19 protein-coding genes are annotated in these 20037 nt (G+C 56.5%); 12 read left to right on the plus strand and 7 right to left on the minus strand.

Annotation, left to right across the window (positions count from 1 at the left end):
- Positions 1-9 precede the first annotated feature (9 nt).
- Together OA238_RS28750 and tkt are read right to left on the minus strand one after the other, a co-directional pair.
- On the minus strand, positions 10-630 hold the full coding sequence (locus OA238_RS28750; RefSeq protein ID WP_187293155.1) for a DUF4329 domain-containing protein: 621 nt from the start codon (positions 628-630) through the stop codon (positions 10-12).
- Between the two features lie 134 nt (positions 631-764).
- Positions 765-2786, minus strand: coding sequence for a transketolase (gene tkt / locus OA238_RS06490; protein ID WP_044036412.1), 2022 nt, complete (start codon positions 2784-2786; stop codon positions 765-767).
- Positions 2787-3044: 258 nt separating this feature from the next.
- Here tkt and OA238_RS06495 point away from each other — a divergent pair, with 258 nt between their 5' ends.
- Both OA238_RS06495 and OA238_RS06500 read left to right on the plus strand, forming a co-directional pair.
- Positions 3045-3569 (plus strand): hypothetical protein, encoded by a 525-nt coding sequence (locus OA238_RS06495; RefSeq protein WP_015494570.1) that lies wholly within the window; start codon positions 3045-3047, stop codon positions 3567-3569.
- Positions 3556-3942 (plus strand): cell division protein ZapA, encoded by a 387-nt coding sequence (locus OA238_RS06500; RefSeq protein WP_015494571.1) that lies wholly within the window; start codon positions 3556-3558, stop codon positions 3940-3942. Before OA238_RS06495 ends, OA238_RS06500 begins: the two co-directional genes overlap by 14 nt.
- A 74-nt stretch (positions 3943-4016) precedes the next feature.
- On the opposite strand, the gene grxD is transcribed toward OA238_RS06500, so the two are convergent.
- The 4 genes from grxD to purL form a co-directional block, all read right to left on the minus strand.
- Positions 4017-4376 (minus strand): Grx4 family monothiol glutaredoxin, encoded by a 360-nt coding sequence (grxD, locus tag OA238_RS06505; protein WP_015494572.1) that lies wholly within the window; start codon positions 4374-4376, stop codon positions 4017-4019.
- The gene (locus tag OA238_RS06510) at positions 4373-4576 is read right to left on the minus strand and encodes a hypothetical protein (protein WP_044036415.1); all 204 of its coding nucleotides are present in this window, start codon (positions 4574-4576) and stop codon (positions 4373-4375) included. Before OA238_RS06510 ends, grxD begins: the two co-directional genes overlap by 4 nt.
- The gene (locus OA238_RS06515; RefSeq protein WP_015494573.1) at positions 4576-4812 is read right to left on the minus strand and encodes a BolA family protein; all 237 of its coding nucleotides are present in this window, start codon (positions 4810-4812) and stop codon (positions 4576-4578) included. Before OA238_RS06515 ends, OA238_RS06510 begins: the two co-directional genes overlap by 1 nt.
- Before the next feature lie 68 nt (positions 4813-4880).
- Positions 4881-7040, minus strand: coding sequence for a phosphoribosylformylglycinamidine synthase subunit PurL (purL, locus tag OA238_RS06520; RefSeq protein ID WP_015494574.1), 2160 nt, complete (start codon positions 7038-7040; stop codon positions 4881-4883).
- Positions 7041-7625: 585 nt separating this feature from the next.
- Between purL and tnpA the strand changes: the two genes are divergently transcribed.
- On the plus strand, positions 7626-8045 hold the full coding sequence (gene tnpA / locus OA238_RS06525) for an IS200/IS605 family transposase (protein ID WP_015494575.1): 420 nt from the start codon (positions 7626-7628) through the stop codon (positions 8043-8045).
- A 323-nt stretch (positions 8046-8368) separates the two neighbouring features.
- On the opposite strand, the gene OA238_RS06530 is transcribed toward tnpA, so the two are convergent.
- A complete protein-coding gene (locus tag OA238_RS06530; protein WP_044036417.1) occupies positions 8369-9280 on the minus strand; it encodes a LysR family transcriptional regulator in 912 nt (303 codons plus the stop codon).
- A gap of 162 nt (positions 9281-9442) precedes the next feature.
- Here OA238_RS06530 and OA238_RS06535 point away from each other — a divergent pair, with 162 nt between their 5' ends.
- The 9 genes from OA238_RS06535 to OA238_RS06575 all read left to right on the plus strand — a co-directional run bounded on the left by OA238_RS06535 (position 9443) and on the right by OA238_RS06575 (position 20023).
- Positions 9443-12856 (plus strand): indolepyruvate ferredoxin oxidoreductase family protein, encoded by a 3414-nt coding sequence (locus OA238_RS06535; protein WP_015494577.1) that lies wholly within the window; start codon positions 9443-9445, stop codon positions 12854-12856.
- 88 nt (positions 12857-12944) lie between these two features.
- Complete coding sequence (gene murI / locus OA238_RS06540; RefSeq protein ID WP_015494578.1) at positions 12945-13754, plus strand: glutamate racemase; 810 nt, start codon at positions 12945-12947, stop codon at positions 13752-13754.
- Positions 13755-13808: 54 nt separating this feature from the next.
- Positions 13809-14837 carry an N-acetyl-gamma-glutamyl-phosphate reductase gene (gene argC, locus OA238_RS06545; protein ID WP_015494579.1) on the plus strand — a complete coding sequence of 343 codons (1029 nt, stop codon included), beginning with the start codon at positions 13809-13811 and terminating at the stop codon, positions 14835-14837.
- A 25-nt stretch (positions 14838-14862) separates the two neighbouring features.
- Positions 14863-15345 (plus strand): cytochrome c maturation protein CcmE, encoded by a 483-nt coding sequence (gene ccmE, locus OA238_RS06550; protein ID WP_015494580.1) that lies wholly within the window; start codon positions 14863-14865, stop codon positions 15343-15345.
- Positions 15346-15390: 45 nt separating this feature from the next.
- Positions 15391-16002, plus strand: coding sequence for a holin-associated N-acetylmuramidase (locus OA238_RS06555; RefSeq protein WP_015494581.1), 612 nt, complete (start codon positions 15391-15393; stop codon positions 16000-16002).
- On the plus strand, positions 15993-16568 hold the full coding sequence (locus tag OA238_RS06560) for a holin family protein (RefSeq protein ID WP_015494582.1): 576 nt from the start codon (positions 15993-15995) through the stop codon (positions 16566-16568). Before OA238_RS06555 ends, OA238_RS06560 begins: the two co-directional genes overlap by 10 nt.
- 99 nt (positions 16569-16667) lie before the next feature.
- Positions 16668-18704 carry a heme lyase CcmF/NrfE family subunit gene (locus OA238_RS06565; RefSeq protein ID WP_044036419.1) on the plus strand — a complete coding sequence of 679 codons (2037 nt, stop codon included), beginning with the start codon at positions 16668-16670 and terminating at the stop codon, positions 18702-18704.
- Entirely contained in the window at positions 18701-19147 is a 447-nt protein-coding gene (locus OA238_RS06570) for a cytochrome c-type biogenesis protein (RefSeq protein ID WP_015494584.1), read from the plus strand. Before OA238_RS06565 ends, OA238_RS06570 begins: the two co-directional genes overlap by 4 nt.
- A gap of 99 nt (positions 19148-19246) precedes the next feature.
- A complete protein-coding gene (locus OA238_RS06575) occupies positions 19247-20023 on the plus strand; it encodes an enoyl-CoA hydratase-related protein (RefSeq protein WP_015494585.1) in 777 nt (258 codons plus the stop codon).
- Positions 20024-20037: the final 14 nt, after the last annotated feature.

Genomic DNA, 20037 nt, shown 5'->3' on the forward strand with positions numbered 1-20037 from the left:
CGTTATAGCCTAGAGGAGCGGCGCTGAAGCGTCTGCACCGAATAGGACTGTCGGATTTTGTCCTCGTCCTGTGGGAGAAATCCCGGGTCGGACGTGACGCAGCGCAGGCCGCACAATTGCAGGGTCGTTCGGGTCTGGAAATCCACCAGCCATACGCGCCCACCGGGGGGGGGAAACGTAGCCGTCGATGCCGAAATCAAAGTCCGATGTCAGATCGATCACTGACGGCACTTCGTTATCGTACCGGCGCCCATATGCGCCGTGGGTGTGGTAGCTGGCAACTATGCCTTGACCCGCAAGCGGCGCTGGCATGTCACAGCTGGCAAACGTACCGCCGCGCGGTGTGCTGGCTTGCAGACGGCCATCCGAGCCGATGAAAAAGTAGCCGCAATGTTCGCGACGTTCCGCGATGGATCGAACTTGCAGCGTGTTCAGGAAATTGCGCGCAAAATTGTCGACGAGAGGTCCACTTGGCGCATTCGCGGGGGCCACGGAAAAACCTGCGTTCATCTGACTGGACTGGCTTGTCGCGCCCTTGGGATTTGGTTGCACGAACGTCTGGCTTGTCGGGGCGTCGCACGTGGTCAGTGCGATGGACGCAGCGGCAAGAAGGGCTGTCAGACGGATCATGGGCAAGGCTGCTGAAAGATTCTTGAAAAGTTTAGCAGAAACGGGTCGAGCAACAATATAGGCCAACGAAATCGGGCCACACCCGCGTGCAAAGCACGAAACTGTGGCCCGATTTGGCATGTAAGGGGCGATGTTTAGGCGAGCAGGTCGCGGACTTTTTGCGCTGTGGCCTCAGCGGTGATGCCGAATTTTTCAAACAGGATCGGCGCGGGTGCGGAGGCACCAAAGCTGTCCATGCCAACAAAGCCGGCTTTGCTTTCGCGGCCACGCTCACCGAGCAACCATTTGTCCCAACCAAGGCGCACGCCGGCTTCAATTGCGACGCGAACCGGACCACCCGGCAAGACGCGCTTGCGGATACTCTCTTCTTGCGCCTCAAACAGCTCCCAACAAGGCATGGACACAACGCGCGTGCCGATGCCTTCCGCCTCAAGGATGTCGCGTGCAGCCATGGCGACGCTGACCTCTGAGCCTGTGGCCATCAGGATAGCCTGCCGTTTGCCGTTTTCAGCGTCGGCCAGAACGTAGGCACCTTGGGCGGTCATGTTCTTGGTCTTATGTTCGGTCCGCACGAGCGGCAGACCTTGACGCGACAGGCACATAACAGACGGCGTTGTCTTGGATGTGAAGGCGAGTTCCCACGCCTCGGCGACCTCAACAGTGTCGGCGGGACGGAAGACATGGGTGTTCGGTGTCGCGCGCAAAATGGCGAGGTGTTCAACCGGCTGGTGTGTTGGCCCGTCTTCGCCAAGTCCGATGCTGTCGTGGGTCATGACATAAACCGTTGGGATTTCCATCAAGGCAGACAGGCGCATGGCGCCGCGGGCGTAGTCGGTGAAACACATGAACGTACCGGAATAGGGCCGGATGCCGCCGTGCAGGACCATACCGTTCATCGCTGCCGCCATGCCGTGTTCCCGGATTCCGTAATGGATGTAGCGACCAGCACGGTTGTCGGGGCTGAACACACCAAGATCGGACGTTTTGGTGTTGTTGGACCCTGTCAGGTCGGCTGAACCGCCAACAGTTTCTTGCATGATCGGGTTGATCACCTCGAGAACTTTTTCCGAAGACGACCGTGTCGCCATCTTTGCGCCCGCGTCAGACACTTGTTTCTTGAACGCTTTGATGGTCGCGGACAGCTTTTTCGGGGCGTCTAGCGCCAAGGCGCGGTTGAATTCGTCCTGCTTTGCACTGGACAGCTTGGCAAAACGGGTGTGCCAGTCGGCGTGGGCTGCGGCGCCGCGTTTGCCCATGGCTTCCCATTGGGATTTCACGTCAGCGGGGACCTCAAAAGGGCCGTAGGTCCAGCCGTAGGTATCTTTGGCGGCTTGCAGTTGGTCTGCGTCGGTAAGCGCGCCGTGGCCTTTGGACGTGTCTTGCGCTGCGTGGCCCAGCGCGATGTGGGTTTTGCAGTTGATCATAGACGGGCGCGGGTCTGCTTTTGCGGCAGTAATTGCGGCGTCAATCGCATCAGGATCGTGGCCGTCGATGTCGATGACGTGCCAGCCGGACGCGACGAACCGCGCGGATTGATTGGTGATATCGGCCAATGCAACGGGGCCATCGATTGTGATGTTGTTGTTGTCAAAGAAACAGATCAGGTGGCCGAGCTCTTGCATCCCCGCAAGGCCAATCGCCTCTTGGGAAATGCCTTCCATCAGGCAACCGTCGCCCGCGATGACGTAGGTGTGGTGGTTGACGACTGAGCTGCCGTAGCGTGCGCGCAGGATTTCTTCGGCAATCGCAAAGCCGACAGAATTGGCGATGCCTTGGCCAAGCGGACCTGTCGTGGTTTCAACGCCGTCCATGTGGCCGTATTCTGGATGCCCCGCAGTGCGCGCACCCCATTGACGGAAATCTTTCAACTGTTGCAGCGTTGCCTGCTCGTAGCCGGTCAAATGCAGAAGCGCGTAAATCAACATGGATCCATGACCCGCCGACAGGATAAAACGGTCGCGGTCGGGCCAGTGCGGCGCCTTCGGATCAAAGCGCAGGTGCTTTTCAAACAGCACGGTGGCGACGTCAGCCATGCCCATGGGCATGCCGGAGTGGCCGGAATTTGCGGCAGCGACGGCGTCAAGCGTGAGGGTGCGGATCGCGGCGGCGCGCATCCAATGCTCGGGGTGGGCTTTGCGGAGGGCTTGGATGTCCATGTGACAGGGGTCCTTTGGGCTGCGATGTGTGGCTTTGCGCAAGGTCATAACAGGGCGGACCCCAAGATCAAGGCAGGTCTGCGTGATGCATGAAAACTGCAGTGTAGTGGATTGAAATATAACTATTTTCGGCGTTTGCCGCCATGACGCGCATGGCTTAGACTTTACCCAGCAGGGCGCGATTCGTGAGCAAAGCCCAAGCGCAGCGGTTCTTAGGTGTGTTCAAAGCGAACTGACCAAGCCCGGAAAGGACAGGCGATGAGCGAACTTCCACAACTCGAAACGCGGATCACGGCGGCGCTGGACCGTATAAAAACGGGGTTAGATAGGCTTTCGGTGCCCGCACCTGTCCCTGAGCCCGACGTTGATGGCGCCGATGTAAGTGCGCTTACGCTGCAAGTGGCTGAACTGGGCGCCAAGCTTGATGAAGAACAAACAGCCAATGCGCAGCTTGAAGAACGTGTGAGACTCCTCAAGGAACGGCAAGACGGAAAGCTGGCCCAGCTGGAAAGCGACGTCGATGCGGGACGTGCACGGTCCGCGCGCATGGATCGTGAATTGCAGCGGTTGCGCCAAGTGAATGCAGAACTGCGAGATATCAACGGTCAGCTTCGTGACGCCGTAAGCGCTGGCGTGAGCGAGCCGCATTTGGTTAACAAAGCGATGCTGGCCGAACTTGAGGCGCTACGTGCAACACGTGCAGCGGATGCAGCCGAGATGGACGCGATCCTGCAAGAACTGACGCCGATCATTGAACGGGAGGCTAGCGATGCCACAGGTTGAAATCACCATCGGAGGCCGCAATTTCGAGGTCGCCTGTCAGGACGGCGAAGAACAGTTCTTGATGACAGCGGCAGCCATGCTGGACGTCGAGGCATCGTCGCTTTCAACGCAAGTAGGGCGGATGCCCGAAAGCCGGATGCTGCTGATGGCGGGTCTGTTGTTGGCGGATCGCACGGCTGGTCTGGAGGACAAAGTCCGAGAGGCCGAAGGACGGCTCGCGCAAGCGCAGGCGCAACTTGAACAGGCACCTACGCAAGGAACTGTCGAGCGCGTTGAAGTGCCCGTCATGCCGACCGAAGTCAATGAAACCATGAGTGGGATAGCAGCAAGGGTTGAGGCGATGGCCGACGAAGTTGAGGGCCGCGCGTCCTAGAAATTGGTGAACTTAGACATCAAAATGCCGCACCCCAGTCATGAGGCGCGGCATTTTTCATTTCGAAAGGCCGCTTAACCGTTGGCTTCGCGGATCTTTTCAGCGGCGTCTTTGTCATAGGTGACGCCGTTTTCTGCAAACAACGTATCGAGTTCACCTGACAGCGTCATTTCGGTGATGATATCGCAGCCGCCGACGAATTCGCCTTTGACATAAAGCTGTGGAACAGTTGGCCAATCTGAATAGTCTTTGATGCCTTGACGGATGGCTTCGTCTGCCAGCACGTTCACATCGGCGAATTCGACGCCCATAAAGTTTAAAACACCCGCGACGCGGCTCGAAAACCCGCACTGCGGCATGGCTTTTGTGCCCTTCATGAACAGCACCACGTCATTGGTCGTCACGGTCTCTTTGATCTGGGTTTCGGCGGTCATGGCTTTGATCCTTGTTTGTCTTTGCGGGCAATCTTTTGATTGGCGCGTGTGCGATCGAGTTCTTCCATCCCAGTAGTATTAATCGTTCTGGGGTCGGGTTTCATGTGGCTCAGTGGGCGGCTATGGCGTTTGGCGTACCAGTCATCCGCGAGGATCGCGCCGACCAGAACCAAACCACCAAACACCAACCAGTTTAACATCACTCAGGTGCCTTTGTTGTCAGGGCAAGGGCATGCAGATCACCATTCGATCCATCCATCTTTCCCTTGAGTGCACCGTAAACCGCGCGTTGCTGTTGCACGCGATTTTTGCCTTTGAAGGACGTGTCGATCACTTCGGCGGCGAAATGAGAACCATCGTCGCCTTGTACTTTTATCTGTGCGTCCGGAAACGCATCGCGAAGCAAAGTTTCGATTTCTGAGGCAGTGATGGGCATGAATGTATCCTAATGTTCGTTTAGATGTAGGGGCGCGGCACGCCTGCGGCAAGGTTTGTGGCGCATTACTACGCAAACGTATCCGCGAATGTGGTCCGAAATAGGGTAGCAAGATCGGCGAGGGGGGCTGAACTGTCGCCCATGCTCACCTGATTACCGCCGAATTTACCCACGGACGCGATTGGCACGCCGGCACTGCCGGCAGCGACCATCAAAGCTTCGGCTTGATCATAGGTGCAGGCGATGAGGTAGCGGGCTTGGTCTTCGCCAAACAATGTGTGTGTGTCGGCGGAGTCGAGGCTGACGCCCGTACCACCTGTTTCGGCCATTTCAAACGCGGCGAGCGCGAGGCCACCGTCGCTCAGGTCGGTGCAGGCATCGATCCATTGCGCGTTGGCGCGGATAAAGTCGCCGTGAAGTTTTTCAGCCACGAGGTCCACGTCGGGCGCATCGCCCTCAATGCGGTGCAACACTTCGGCCAGTATTGCGGATTGACCGAGGTGGCCAGCTGTGGTGCCGACGAGGAGTGCGACATGGCCTTCGCGGGCAATGCCGCCAATGATGTCATCGCTGTGCTTCAATAGGCCGACCGCTCCAATGGTGGGTGTGGGCAAAATGCCGGTGCCGTCGGTTTCATTATAAAGCGACACATTGCCGGACACGATGGGCATATCAAGCGCGATGCAGGCCGCTGCAATGCCTTTGATCGCGCCGACAAATTGGCCCATGATTTCGGGTTTTTCAGGATTGCCGAAGTTCATGTTGTCGGTGGTGGCCAGCGGTGTTGCGCCCACAGCGGTCAGGTTGCGGTACGCCTCTGCAACAGCCTGCGCGCCGCCTTTTTCGGGGTTGGCCATGACGTAGCGTGGCGTCACGTCCGAGGTAAAGGCCAGCAATTTGTCGGTGCCATGCACGCGCACAATTCCTGCGCCAAGACCTGGTGCGCGGACAGTGTCAGCCATGACCTGGCTGTCATACTGTTCATAAACCCAATGTTTGGCGGCATAGTTTGGGGTGGCCAACAGGGCCTTCAGCCCGTCGATCGGATCAATGTTTGGCACATCAGCCAGCGGATCAGCGGGCGGCGTTTCCACCCATGGGCGGTCATATTCCGGCGCGGAGCCTGACAGCGTTGCTAGCGGCAAGTCGGCTTTAACTTCGCCGTGGTGCAGCACCAAAAAGCGGTCTTCGGCAATGGTTTCACCGACGATCGCGAAATCAAGGTCCCATTTGGTGAACACGGCGCGGGCCTCGGCCTCATGCTCTGGTTTCAGGACCATGAGCATGCGTTCCTGGCTCTCGCTCAGCATCATCTCATAGGCGGTCATGTTGGTTTCGCGTTGCGGCACGTCTTCGAGGTTGAGTTTGACGCCCAAACCGCCTTTGTCGCCCATTTCCACAGCCGAACAGGTCAGGCCAGCCGCACCCATATCTTGAATCGAAATGACGGCACCTGTTGCCATCAATTCCAGCGTCGCCTCCATCAGGCGCTTTTCTGTGAACGGATCGCCGACCTGCACAGTGGGGCGTTTGTCTTCAATTGTGTCGTCAAACTCAGCTGATGCCATTGTCGCGCCGCCCACACCGTCACGTCCGGTTTTTGCGCCAAGATAGACGACGGGCATGCCGATGCCGGACGCCGCCGAATAGAAAATCTTGTCGGTGTCCGCGAGGCCAGCGGCAAACGCGTTGACTAGGCAGTTGCCATTGTAGGCGGAATGAAAGCGCACTTCGCCGCCCACAGTCGGCACGCCAAAGCAATTGCCGTAACCGCCGACGCCCGCAACGACGCCGTGCACCAGGGCTCGCGTTTTGTGATGGCTGGGATCCCCAAAGGACAGGGAATTCATTGCTGCAATCGGACGTGCGCCCATCGTAAAGACATCCCGTAGGATGCCGCCGACGCCCGTTGCCGCGCCTTGGTAGGGTTCGATGTAAGACGGATGGTTATGGCTTTCCATTTTGAAAACAACGCATTGTCCGTCGCCAATGTCGACGATGCCCGCGTTTTCACCGGGACCGCAGATGACTTGTGGGCCGGTCGTGGGCAGCGTGCGCAACCATTTCTTTGAGGATTTATAAGAGCAGTGTTCGTTCCACATCGCTGAAAAGATGCCGAGTTCGGTGAACGTTGGTTCGCGTCCGATAATGTCCAATATCCGGTCGTATTCCGAAGGCGACAGGCCGTGGGCCGAAATCAGGTCGGATGTGATGGCTGGCTCTTGCATGTGCGTCCCTTGAACTGGTTGCGCGACGTTTATGGCAAGGCGCGTCCGTATTCAACATCGGTTCAACGTGGGACAGCAGCCCGTCAGGGTCATCCGACAGCTCACCAGCAAAAAATGCCAGTGTTGCGCCAGCCTTTAGCGGGTCAACGCTGCAGATGTTGCGGTTTTGGATGGTATAGACGGCCCCGCGCCATTTGAAGGTTTCGACGGGCAGGATGGCGCGCAGAGCAAGTTGATCGTCGACCCATTTGGTTTGCTTGTTGCAATAAATTCAGGCGCAACGGCCTGGTTTCTGGTCGCTCATGCTGCCTCCGATCCGTGATATCGGACGAGTTTAGTCTAACGTGTCGGCACGCAATAGCATTGCTGACGGTAGAGCAGAGTGTGTAACAGGTTTTGCATTTTGACTTCTGTAGCAATCGATTGAACTGGCATGATGCTGAGCGGCAGGATTTTATTTTCCACAAACGGGATTAAAGCCACCGGCTTCCAGGCGGTCCGCTTTAGCGTAATGTACTATAATCTTCCCTCTCATTTTTAAGACCCCGCGAAGCGGTAAGGGTCTTAAAAATGAGAGGGAAGATTATGATCTATTCCACAGGAAGCCATACCAAATTTTATCACCGATTTCACGTCGTCTGGACAACAAAATACCGATACAAAGTTATGCGCGGTGAAATGCGTGAGCGTATCCGTGAAATCATTATCCAAACATGCCAAGAACTTGGCGTGCATATTGAGACGGGCGTATTGTCGACCGATCACGTCCACATGTTCATATCGGTCCCGCCTCAGATAGCTTTGTCAAAGGTGATGATGCGGATCAAGGGACGCTCGTCTTATAAGATACAGCGCGAGTTTCCCGAACTGCGCAAACGGTACTGGGGCCAGCGGTTTTGGGCTCGCGGATTTTTCTCAACAACCAGCGGCAATGTCACTGACGCTGTCATACTTCAGTATCTTGAATTACATTCAAAAAGGGAACCTACCGGCGTCAGCCGGTAGTCGTTCAGTGCACGGCAGAGCTCTTGGTGGGCGTTAATGGTCTATCAATATCTCAATTGTGAAAAAAATGGAATTGGGAAAATGCGGGCTACACGTCTTGTCGCGCGGATCAAGCCGTTCACAAACAAGGAGTTAGACAAAGAAATGCCGGGCACAAAGGCCCGGCGAAGTCCAACAGGGAGGTATAAAGCGGCAAGGCCACTCTATGTCGTATGTTAATGAGGCAGCGACGAAACGAGCAAGCGATAACGGCGCTCTTGGGTGCATGTCCGCCATGCGTGTGTCGCATAGGTCACGGCCCTGAGCGATATGATGAGATGCATTTAAGCGATCGCGGCGGCGCCATCACGAATACGGCGGCGATGGGCAATAATCTCATCCTGAACAAAATCGCGGAACGCCATGATCCGTTTGGATTGCCGCAGCTCTTCGGGATAGGCAAGGAAAACAGGGACTTCACCGCTTTCAACCTCAGGCAGAACGCGCACAAGGGTGGGGAAGTCCTCGATCACATAATCAGGCAAAACGCCAATACCGAGGTCGGACAGCACTGCCTGAAGCACGCCAAAGTAATTGTTCACATGCAAAAGACTGGGTTTGTCATAGCTGAGCAGATGCCCGACAAGTGTTGCCCCCGCCGCCACCTGAAACGCGCTGGGGCTTTGACAAATGAGCCGATGACGGCCGATGTCCTCGATTTCATCGAAACCACCCACTTTGTCGAGGTATGCCTGCGACGCATAAAGCCGCATGCGCACTGTCATCAGCTTTTTGCGAACCAGATCGGCCTGCGAGGGTTCTTTCATGCGAATTGCCACGTCGGCTTCGCGCATTGGCAGGTCGAGCACGCGTTCTTCCAGCATCAGGTCGATGTTAAGGTCCGGATATTTTTCATAGAGTGCAGGCAGGCGCGGCGCGAGCCAGAGGGTGCCAAAGCCTGTGGTGGTGGTGACCTTCAGCTCACCAAAGACTTCTTCGGCGGAATCCTTAATTCGTGCACTGGCGGCATCCAGACGGCGTGACATGGATTTGGTTGCATCAAACAGCAGTTCGCCCTGTTCGGTCAGGATCAAGCCACGGGCGTGACGGTGAAACAGGATCGTCGAAAGTGATTCTTCGAGCGCACGAATTTGGCGCGACACCGCCGATTGCGACAAATGTAGCTTGTCACCCGCAGCTGTCAGCGACCCTGCGTCAGCGACCGCGTGAAAGATTCGTAACTTGTCCCAGTCCATCGGATATCCTTGCTGCATCTGTTACCGCTCACATGTTGGCACTTGTTACGTATCCCTTATGTCTGTTTCATTCCGTGATGTCAGGTGAAATGCGTTTGGTAGGTCAGCTTTTATGACCTAAGATGTGAGAGAGAGCCGTAATATCACGCAGGGAGGTGTTATATGACCCGTCAAGACGTCACGCTGAATGACCGCTATGATTTGACTAAAAAGCAGATTTTGTTGAATGGCACACAGGCGCTTGTGCGGCTGATGTTGATGCAAAAGGCGCGTGATACGGCGGCGGGGCTGAATACCGCAGGATATGTGACCGGATATCGCGGATCGCCGCTGGGTGCGGTCGATATGCAGATGGAACGTGCCCAAAAGGTGCTGAGCGAGGCCGATGTGACGTTTCAGCGCGGCCTGAACGAGGATTTGGCGGCAACGGCGTTATGGGGCAGCCAACAGGCCGAATTGCGCGGCGAGGGGACGCATGACGGCGTTTTCGGACTTTGGTATGGCAAAGGACCCGGTGTGGACCGGTCTGGCGATGTCATGCGACACGCCAACATGGCCGGATCATCGGCCAATGGCGGTGTCATCATGGCGATGGGCGATGACCACACCGGCGAAAGTTCCACGACACTGCACCAGTCCGATTGGGCGATGGTCGATGCCTATATGCCGATTGTATCGCCCGCCGGTGTGCAAGAAATCCTTGATATGGGGCAATATGCTTGGGCCTTGTCGCGCTTTGCCGGTGTCTGGGTTGGGCTAAAGACGATGAAGGACACCATTGAAGTCACCAGCGTGGTGGACGGTGATCCGTTCGTGCAAGACTTTGTAACGCCAGACTTTCCGATGCCCGAGGGTGGGCTGAACATTCGTCTGATCGATACGCCAATTGCGCAAGAGGCGCGGATGATTGACCACAAACGGTTCGCCGCCGAAGCGTTCGCGCGGGCCAACCGGATCGATAAAGTCGTGTGGCCGCGCGAAGGGGCCAAGATTGGCTTTGTCGCGGCAGGTAAAAACTGGCTCGACCTGTTGCACGCATTTTCGTTGTTGGGAATTGATGCGGATGAGGCCGCAAAGCTCGGGTTGACGACCTATAAGGTCGGGCAAGTCTGGCCGCTGGACGTGGAAAGTTTCCATGAATGGGCTGCGGGGCTGGATTTGATCATTGTGGTCGAAGAAAAACGCAAGCTCATCGAAGTGCAGATCAAGGAAGCGATCTTTGACGATCACGACGGGCGGCGGGTTTACGGCTGGCACAAGGGTGACAGCTGGGAAAATGGCCGCCGTGAGGAAATGTTTCCGACGCGGTATGCGCTGGACCCCGTTTGGATTGCCGAGAAAATCGGTGGTGTGCTGATCGAAGAGGGCAGACGCACGGACGGAATCGAGGGCGGTTTGGCAAAGCTGGCAGACGTAAAACGCGCCGATAACGTGGAAGAAATCGCTGCTCGCCTGCCGTATTTCTGTTCCGGTTGCCCGCATAATTCATCGACCCGCGTGCCAGAAGGCGATCGCGCCTACGCAGGCATCGGCTGTCATTATATGGTGCAATGGATGGACCGCGACACAGTTGGGTTCACGCAGATGGGCGGTGAAGGTGCCAATTGGGTCGGCGAAGCGCCGTTTTCCAAACGCGATCACGTATTCCAGAACCTTGGGGACGGGACATACAACCATTCGGGCGTTCAGGCGATCCGGTTCGCGCTTATGGCGGGCACCAACATAACCTACAAAATCTTGTATAATGATGCCGTGGCAATGACCGGCGGGCAGGGCAATGATGGTGGGCTGACAGCCGACCAGATTTGTCGCGAAGTACTGGCGATGGGTGTGAAAACCGTGGCCCTCGTGCATGATCCCAAGGAGGGTTTGGACCTGTCGACGATCCCGTCAGGCATTGCGATTTCAATCCGCGATGATCTGGATGCGGTTCAAAAATGGATAAGCAAAGTTAAAGGCGTATCGGTCCTTGTTTATGTGCAGACCTGTGCTGCCGAAAAACGCCGTCGCCGCAAACGCGGGCTCTTTCCTGACCCTGACAAACGCGTGTTCATCAATACCGATGTTTGCGAAGGCTGTGGCGATTGTGGCGTGCAATCCAACTGCGTGTCCATCGTTCCACTTGAAACCGAATTGGGCCGCAAACGCGCAATTGATCAGTCGTCTTGCAACAAAGACTTCTCATGCGTCAACGGGTTTTGCCCGTCATTTGTAACGGTTGAAGGCGCACAATTGAAAAAGGCGGCGACCACATCCGTTGATCTGCCTGATCTGCCCGATCCGGTTTTGCCACAGATCAACGGCACGCATAATGTTGTGATCACCGGCGTTGGTGGTACGGGCGTTGTGACCATCGGCGCGGTGCTGGCGATGGCGGCACATGTGGACGGCAAGGCGGCTGGCATGATGGAAATGGCTGGGCTGGCCCAAAAGGGCGGTGCGGTGCATATCCATTGTCGATTGGCTGAGGAGGCCTGCGATATTCATGCGATCCGCGTGTCGACTGGCGAATGTGATACGTTGATTGGCGGCGATTTGGTTGTGTCTGCTGGTGCCAAAACGCTGGGGCTGATGTCGACAGGGCGCACGTGCGGCGTGGTCAATTCGCACGAAGTCATGACCGGTGATTTCACCCGCGATGTTGATTTCAAATTGCCCACAGATCGCCTGACGCTGGCGTTGGAGGTGCGTCTAAAAGATCGCCTGTCGATGTTTGATGCCCATTCGCTCGCCAAAGCACTGATGGGGGACGCGATTTATTCCAACATGATGGTGTTCGGGGCGACGTGGCAGATGGGCGGGATCCCGATTTCGGGTGCGGCGATCCGCCAAGCGATCGAATTGAATGGTACCGCGGTGCAGCGCAATTTGCAGGCGTTTGAATATGGTCGCTGGGCGGTGCTTCATCCGACACAAGTCGAACAAGTTTTGAACCCGACGGTGGTTAATAAGCCAAAAACGCTGGACGAAAAAATCGCGTTTCGTGCACAGCATCTGACCAAGTATCAAAATGCAAAGTACGCCAAACACTATACCGATTTTGTTGCCGGATTTGATGGTGATCTACGTGAAGCGGTGGCGCTTGGGTATCATAAGCTGTTGTCTTACAAGGATGAATACGAAGTCGCGCGGCTACTGATCGACACGCGCAGACAGGCTGAGGCGGAATTTGAGGGGACGCTAAAGCTGACCCACCACCTCGCGCCGCCGTTAGTGAGCGGAACAGGATCTAACGGGCGACCAAAGAAGATCGCAATGCCCAAGGTTACGGCAAAGCTGTTCCCGCTTCTTGCGCGCATGAAGGGATTGCGCGGCACCGCGTTGGATATTTTTGGCCGCACCGATGAGCGTAGAATGGAACGCGCGCTGATTGCGGAATATGAATCCGATATGATTTCGGTGCGCGGGGACGTGCGCCCTGACAGCGTCGACGCTGCCGTCGCACTTGCCCGTTTGCCGCTCGATATTCGCGGGTTTGGACCGGTGAAACTGGACTACGCCGCCAAGGCTGCAAAACGGCGCGAAGAATTGCTGGCGGTTCTGCGTACCCCAGAAGGGCGTGTTGCTGCAGAATGAGGCGAAAAACCTGCATGGATTTCCCGTGGAAAGGCACGTAGAACCCAACCAACGGCGTTTGCGCGTCTCATAATCAAAGGCAAGGCAGATGGCAGTTGGCATTTTTGACAGTGGTTTGGGCGGGTTAACCGTGCTGGATGCGGTGCAGCAGCGCCTGCCGGATGTGCCGTTTGTCTACTACGCCGACAGCGCAAATGCGCCCTACGGCGTGCGCACGGCAGATGATATTTACAACCTGACCACGGCGGCGACACAAGCGCTGTTTGATGCAGGTTGCGATCTGGTGATCCTAGCCTGCAACACCGCATCGGCCGCGGCACTGCGGCGTATGCAAGAAAGCTGGGTACCAAAAGACAAGCGGGTTTTGGGGGTTTTCGTTCCACTCATTGAGGCCATGACCGAGCGGTCGTGGGGCGACAATTCCCCGCCACGCGAAGTCGGTGTCAAACACGTTGCGCTATTTGCCACACCCGCAACCGTTTCGAGCCGCGCATTCCAGCGCGAACTGGCGTTTCGCGCCATCGGCGTAGATGTCGAAGGACAAGCCTGCGGTGGCGTGGTTGATGCGATTGAGGAAGGCGACATGATCCTTGCCGAAGCCTTGGTGCGCAGCCACGTTGACGCGCTAAAGCGCAAGATGCCGGAACCGGATGCTGCCGTGCTAGGCTGCACACATTACCCGATGATGCAGGACGCGTTTCAGGCTGCCCTTGGCGCAGACGTGAAGGTTTTCAGTCAGGCCGATCTGGTTGCCGACAGCCTTGCGGATTATTTGCAACGGCGGCCAGAAATGGTGGGCGGTGGCACGTCAAAGTTCCTGACATCGGGGGATCCAAAACGGGTCAGCGACCGCGCGACACAGTTCCTGCGACGACAGATCACGTTTGAGGCGGCGTAAACCAATTAGATGTGACGAAGATATGCGCTGAACTGTCAGCGTGAGGATACTGAAATGACTTATAAAATTGCGATTCTTGGGGCGTCTGGATACACTGGTGCCGAACTTGTGCGCCTGATTGCTGGCCACCCGTCTATCGAGATTGCCGCGTTGTCGGGAAATTCGAAAGCCGGGCAAAGCATGGCGCAGGTTTTCCCGCATTTGCGCCATCTGGACCTGCCGATCTTAACCACGATTGAAGACATGGATTTTGACGGGATTGACCTGGTGTTTTGTGCTTTGCCGCATAAAACCAGCCAAGAAGTGATCGCTAAACTCCCAAAAATACTCAAGATTGTTGATCTGAGTGCGGACTTCCGGCTGCGCGATCCTGCGGCCTATAAAAAATGGTATGGCAATGACCATGCTGCGTTGGACCTGCAAAAAGAGGCCGTATATGGCCTGACTGAGTTTTACCGCGATGACATTGCGGCAGCGCGGCTTGTGGCTGGCACGGGATGTAACGCGGCGACCGCGCAATTCGCGCTGCGGCCTCTTATTGCTGCGGGTGTGATTGATCTGGATGACATTATCATCGATCTCGCCTGTGCTGTGTCAGGCGCGGGGCGGTCGTTAAAGGAAAACCTGTTGCATGCGGAGTTGTCCGAGGGCGCACATGCCTACGCGGTTGGCGGAACGCACCGTCATTTGGGGGAACTGGATCAAGAATTCAGTGCGATTGCTGGACGCCCGGTTGAAGTGCAATTCACACCGCATCTGATACCGGCGAACCGCGGGATTCTGGCGACTGTTTACGTGAAGGGTGACGCGCAAGCCCTTCATAACGTGCTACAAAAGCAATATGCGGATGAGCCGTTCATTGAGGTCCTGCCGATCGGCGAACATCCGAGCATCCGCCATATTCGCGGATCGAATTTCTGTCACGTGGGTGTGGTTGCAGACCGGCGCGACGGGCGGGCGATTGTCATTGCAGCGCTTGATAACCTCACCAAAGGGTCAAGTGGTCAGGCATTGCAGAATGCCAATCTGATGTTAGGTCTGCCAGAGACAGCGGGACTTATGATGGCGCCATTGTTCCCATAATTTTACAACCTTCTAGGGTAGATCGATGAAATCTCTTAAGAAAACCAGACGCATTCAGATTATTTTGGTCGCCTTTGTGGCGCTAGGCTTGTCGACGGCAATCATTGGATATGCCTTGCGCGACGGGATTAACTACTTTCGGTCCCCCACTGACGTCGTGTCCGAACCGCCCCAAGAGAGTGAGCTGTTTCGCATTGGCGGCATGGTACAGGATGGATCGATTGTGCGGGGCGAAGGGCTTGAAGTGTCGTTCGTTGTCACCGATTGCTGGAACGTCGTGCCTGTGACCTTCAACGATATATTGCCGAGCCTGTTTGAAGAAGGTCAGGGCATGGTTGGTCAGGGTTACTACATTAACGGAACATTTGAAGCCGTTGAAATTCTTGCCAAACATGACGAAACATACATGCCTGCTGAGGTCGTGAATATGCAGGAGGCGCAGAATTTCTGTGACCCTCTCGACGCGGTTGACGCGGACGCAACGGACGGTGCCGCCACCAGCGGTTAACCTTTTATCTGCACCCTGCATGGTCAAACGCATGGGGGTGTTCTGATGAACGATGTCAATCAAATTGCCGAAGAAATTGTCACCCGTGAGGGCGGCTATGTGAACGATCCCGACGATCCGGGCGGTGCGACGAATTTTGGTGTGACAATCCATACGATAAGCCGGTTGGGGCTTGATCTGGATCACGACGGCGTCGTGACAGAACAGGACGTGCGCATGTTGTCGCGTGAACAAGCTGTGGCGATTTTCATCAACCACTACTTCGAACGCCCGCGTATTCGCGATTTGCCTGCTGCACTGCACGCATCGGTATTTGATATGTATGTGAATGCGGGCGCGAACGCGGTGCGGATTTTGCAGCGTTTGTTGCGCGATATGCGGATCGACGTCGGTGTGGACGGGGTGATCGGGCAGCAAACGATTGCGGGCGCGCAGCAGGGCATGGCGGCAGCCGTTGATCATTTCGTTGATGCTTACGGAATCGCGCGGCGCAATTATTACTACGCGTTGGCCGATGCACGCCCAACCAGTCGCAAATACGCACGGCGTCTGGATGGCGGCAAGGGGGGCTGGATCACGCGCGCGGAAGAGTTCATTTCACCGCGCTATCACCTCAGTCACGACGAGCACCGTGAAAGGATCGCACAATGGGTTTGATTGAACGCATTTTTAGTTCGGTGTTTGGCAATGGTCGCAATGTGATCGTGGAAACCGCACAGGTGTTTCGTGAAAACGCCGAAGGGGCGGCGGTGCGACAGGCGTCGATCCAAACACAGTCAATGCAGCAGTTTGCGTCAGAATTTAGGGTGCAGCGACAGGGCGGGTTTGACCGGTTCATGGATGCATTAAACCGCTTGCCCCGTCCGTTACTGGCGTTCGGCACGATCGGATTGTTCGTCGTGGTGATGTCTGATCCTGTTTGGTTTTCCACGCGGATGCAGGGCATTTCGCTGGTGCCTGATCCGCTGTGGTGGCTGATGGGCGCGATTGTCAGTTTCTATTTTGGCGCGCGTCATCAGGCACACAGTCAGGACTTCCAACGATCTATTGCGCAGACATTGGCGCGGGTTCCGACCGTTGTGCAAAACACCCGTGCGCTGCAAGCGTTGCGATCAGATACGCCGCAGGTGGCGCAAAGTGCGCCGTCGGCTGAATTGACACTTGGGGCTTTGGCACCGAGCGATAATCCGGCGCTGCTTGAATGGCAAAACAGCCAGCCGTAACCTGACGCTGACGCTGACGCAGACGTGACGTGACGTTTCGCCTCGCATATGTGGGGCGGTTTCGCTGGCTCCATAGGCAGGGCGGACTATACTCGACCAATGATTACAGAACTTGGACATTTCGCTTTGATTCTTGCGGCCCTTGTGGGGGTCGTTCAAATGGTTGTGCCTCTGGTTGGTGCACACAAAGGCTGGCGCGGTTGGATGGGGTTGGCGGACCCCGCAGCGGTGGTGCAGTTGCTTCTTGTCGGCTTCAGTTTTTCCGCATTGATGTATGCGTTTGTGGTGTCTGACTTTTCGGTTAAATTGGTGGTGGCGAACAGCCATTCGGCCAAGCCGTTGCTGTACAAAATTTCAGGCGTTTGGGGCAACCACGAAGGGTCTATGTTGCTGTGGCTGCTTATATTGGTGCTGTTTGGCGCTTGTGCCAGTTGGTTTGGCGGCAACCTTCCGGCCAGTTTGCGGGCCCGGGTTTTGGCTGTGCAGGCGGCGATCAGCGTCGCCTTTTATGCCTTTGTCCTTTTTACGTCGAACCCGTTTGAACGCTTGGCATTTCCGCCCTTTGACGGGCGCGACCTGAACCCGCTGCTGCAAGACCCCGGCTTGGCATTTCATCCGCCGTTTTTGTATTTGGGGTACGTCGGGCTTTCGATGTCGTTCTCGTTTGCAATTGCAGCCTTGCTCGAAGGGCGGGTCGATGCTGCTTGGGGGCGGTGGGTGCGCCCGTGGACCTTAGCGGCGTGGATTTTCCTGACAATCGGCATCGCGCTGGGGTCTTGGTGGGCGTATTACGAATTGGGCTGGGGCGGCTTTTGGTTCTGGGATCCGGTTGAAAACGCATCCTTCATGCCGTGGCTTTTGGCGGCCGCATTGCTTCATTCGGCCATCGTTGTCGAAAAGCGCGAAAGCCTAAAGGCGTGGACAATCCTGCTTGCGATCCTTGCATTCGGATTCTCGTTGCTTGGGACATTCATCGTGCGATCCGGCGTGCTGACATCGGTACATGCCTTTGCCAATGACCCCGAGCGCGGTGTTTTCATCCTCCTTATCCTCGCGTTTTTTGTCGGTGGTGGCCTGTTATTGTTCGCCCTGCGCGCCAGTGCGATGGAATCCAAAGGCGTGTTCGGTATGGTCAGTCGTGAGACCGCCGTCGTGTCCAATAATGTGCTTTTGGCGGTGTCCTGTTTTGTGGTGTTCTGGGGAACGATTTGGCCGCTGGTGGTGGAGCTCGCGTCGGCCAATCCAGTCTGGGGCGCAGGTATGACCAACCCATTTTACGCCATGGGGCTGTTTGATCGACCGGAACAAGTGTCCGTCGGATCGCCATTTTTCAACTTTGCCTTTACGCTGATCTTTGTGCCACTGACGCTGATCCTGCCGATTGGGTCGGTGCTGGCGTGGAAACGTGGCAGTCTGGCGCGGGCGGCTAAAGCCATGGCACCGTTAGCGGTCTTGGCAATTGCCTTTGGGTTGCTGGCTTATGCCGTGCAGACTGGACGATCCGCGATGGGACCAATTGGTGTCGTCCTTGGAATATGGGTCGTTGGCGGCGCTGCCATGGATCTATGGCTGCGCACAGGGCGTGCAGGGCTGGCAGATCGCGCGGGGCGTCTAACCCGTTTGCCGCGCGCGGATTGGGGTAAATTCACCGCGCATGCCGGTATGGGGATCACGGTCTTTGCGGTCGCTTCATTGCTGGCATGGGAAGACGAAGACATCCGCATTGCGCAAATCGGCGATCGCTGGCAAGTCGGAATTCATGAGATCGAACTGACTGATGTGATCGGCATTGAAGGGCCAAACTATTTCGGCGAAGGCGGCATCATCACAGTGTTCCGCAATGGGCGCGACGTCGGGCAGGTCTTTGCGGAAAAACGCATTTATCCAGTGGCACAGATGCCGACAACCGAAGCGGGCATTCGCAATGGCATCCTGCGCGACGTTTATGTTGTGCTTGGTGATCCGCAAACGGGGGGCGGTTGGGCCGTGCGCACCTACATCAAGCCCTTTGCAAGCTGGGTCTGGGGCGGCGCGATATTGATGGCGTTGGGTGGCTTCATTTCGCTCAGTGACAGGCGGTTGCGGGTGGCTGCGGGTGCCGCAAAATCCAACGCAAAATCGGTACCGGCAGAATGAAATGGCTCGCCCTCGTCTTTTGTTTGTTGGCTGCGCCTTTGGCGGCTGTGCAGCCGGATGAGGTGCTGGACGACGCCGCCCTTGAACTGCGCGCCCGCGCGCTGTCCGGCGAATTGCGCTGCCCCGTGTGTCGCAATGAAAGCATTGATGAAAGTCACGCCGACATTGCCCGTGACCTGCGGTTGATGCTGCGCGAACGGCTGGTTGCGGGTGACAGCGATGCGCAAGCGATGCAGTTCTTGGTGGATCGTTACGGCGAATATATCCGGCTGAACCCACGGGTTGAGGGGGCCAATATTCTGCTGTGGTTTGCCGCACCAATCATGCTGCTGCTGGCAGGGGCAATCGCGCTTGCCACTATCAAGGGACGGTCGCGTGCGGCTGGGCCCGCCGCCTTAAATGTCGATGAACAAAAGCGCCTTGATGAGATTATGGACAAATAAAATGGCGGTTGCGTTTTGATCGACTGACGCGGCGTTTGGGCTTTTCTAAACAGCACAGTTCACTACTGTGGGAGCAACTTAATTAATGAAGGACGCCCCATGGAATACGCCGTCATCCAGCTTGAGACTGCCAACAATGTCGCCACGCTGACGCTGAACCGACCTGCCATGAAGAACGCGCTGAACGTGCAAATGCGCGCTGAAATCACCCACGCTGTGAAGGCGGCTGAGCGGGATGCGCGCGTGTTGGTGATCCGTGGTGCGGGGGATGCGTTCTGTTCTGGTCAGGATTTGGGCGACAGCGGCAATGCCACAAACCTTGATCTTGAACGCACGTTGCGCGACGAATATGTGCCGATGCTCAAAGCGATCTTTGATTGCAAAATTCCGACGATTTGTGCCGTGCATGGTGCTGCTGCGGGGGCAGGTGCGAACCTTGCGCTTGCGGCGGACGTGGTGATTGCGGCTGACGAAGCTTATTTCATTCAGGCATTTACCCGAATTGGCCTGATTCCAGATGCAGGTGGCACCTATTGGTTGCCGCGCCAGATGGGGGCAGCCAAGGCCATGGGGGCGGCGCTATTTGGTGACAAGATCACCGGACGCCAGGCCGCTGATTGGGGCATGATCTATGAAGCCGTGCCGCTAAAAGAATTCGACACCCATGTGGCCGCGCGGGCGCTGCATTTGGCAAAGGGGCCAACGGCTGCCTACCAGCGTGTCAAAACGGCGATGCGGGGATCTTTTGAGAACACGTTGGACCAACAGCTCGCTATGGAAGCGCGGCTGCAAGGCGAATGTGGCAAGACCCGCGATTTCCAGGAAGGCGTTTTGGCATTTTTGGAAAAGCGCCCCGCGAACTATGAGGGGCGCTGATCAAGATGTCGCGT

It is taken from the genome of Octadecabacter arcticus 238 (assembly GCF_000155735.2).
Classification (GTDB): domain Bacteria; phylum Pseudomonadota; class Alphaproteobacteria; order Rhodobacterales; family Rhodobacteraceae; genus Octadecabacter; species Octadecabacter arcticus.

Coding starts and splice junctions, on each gene's coding strand:
- OA238_RS28750 (WP_187293155.1), bottom strand. CDS start 630: ATGATCCGTCTGACAGCCCTTCTTGCCGCTGCGTCCATCGCACTGACC.
- tkt (WP_044036412.1), bottom strand. CDS start 2,786: ATGGACATCCAAGCCCTCCGCAAAGCCCACCCCGAGCATTGGATGCGC.
- OA238_RS06495 (WP_015494570.1), top strand. CDS start 3,045: ATGAGCGAACTTCCACAACTCGAAACGCGGATCACGGCGGCGCTGGAC.
- OA238_RS06500 (WP_015494571.1), top strand. CDS start 3,556: ATGCCACAGGTTGAAATCACCATCGGAGGCCGCAATTTCGAGGTCGCC.
- grxD (WP_015494572.1), bottom strand. CDS start 4,376: ATGACCGCCGAAACCCAGATCAAAGAGACCGTGACGACCAATGACGTG.
- OA238_RS06510 (WP_044036415.1), bottom strand. CDS start 4,576: ATGTTAAACTGGTTGGTGTTTGGTGGTTTGGTTCTGGTCGGCGCGATC.
- OA238_RS06515 (WP_015494573.1), bottom strand. CDS start 4,812: ATGCCCATCACTGCCTCAGAAATCGAAACTTTGCTTCGCGATGCGTTT.
- purL (WP_015494574.1), bottom strand. CDS start 7,040: ATGCAAGAGCCAGCCATCACATCCGACCTGATTTCGGCCCACGGCCTG.
- tnpA (WP_015494575.1), top strand. CDS start 7,626: ATGATCTATTCCACAGGAAGCCATACCAAATTTTATCACCGATTTCAC.
- OA238_RS06530 (WP_044036417.1), bottom strand. CDS start 9,280: ATGGACTGGGACAAGTTACGAATCTTTCACGCGGTCGCTGACGCAGGG.
- OA238_RS06535 (WP_015494577.1), top strand. CDS start 9,443: ATGACCCGTCAAGACGTCACGCTGAATGACCGCTATGATTTGACTAAA.
- murI (WP_015494578.1), top strand. CDS start 12,945: ATGGCAGTTGGCATTTTTGACAGTGGTTTGGGCGGGTTAACCGTGCTG.
- argC (WP_015494579.1), top strand. CDS start 13,809: ATGACTTATAAAATTGCGATTCTTGGGGCGTCTGGATACACTGGTGCC.
- ccmE (WP_015494580.1), top strand. CDS start 14,863: ATGAAATCTCTTAAGAAAACCAGACGCATTCAGATTATTTTGGTCGCC.
- OA238_RS06555 (WP_015494581.1), top strand. CDS start 15,391: ATGAACGATGTCAATCAAATTGCCGAAGAAATTGTCACCCGTGAGGGC.
- OA238_RS06560 (WP_015494582.1), top strand. CDS start 15,993: ATGGGTTTGATTGAACGCATTTTTAGTTCGGTGTTTGGCAATGGTCGC.
- OA238_RS06565 (WP_044036419.1), top strand. CDS start 16,668: ATGATTACAGAACTTGGACATTTCGCTTTGATTCTTGCGGCCCTTGTG.
- OA238_RS06570 (WP_015494584.1), top strand. CDS start 18,701: ATGAAATGGCTCGCCCTCGTCTTTTGTTTGTTGGCTGCGCCTTTGGCG.
- OA238_RS06575 (WP_015494585.1), top strand. CDS start 19,247: ATGGAATACGCCGTCATCCAGCTTGAGACTGCCAACAATGTCGCCACG.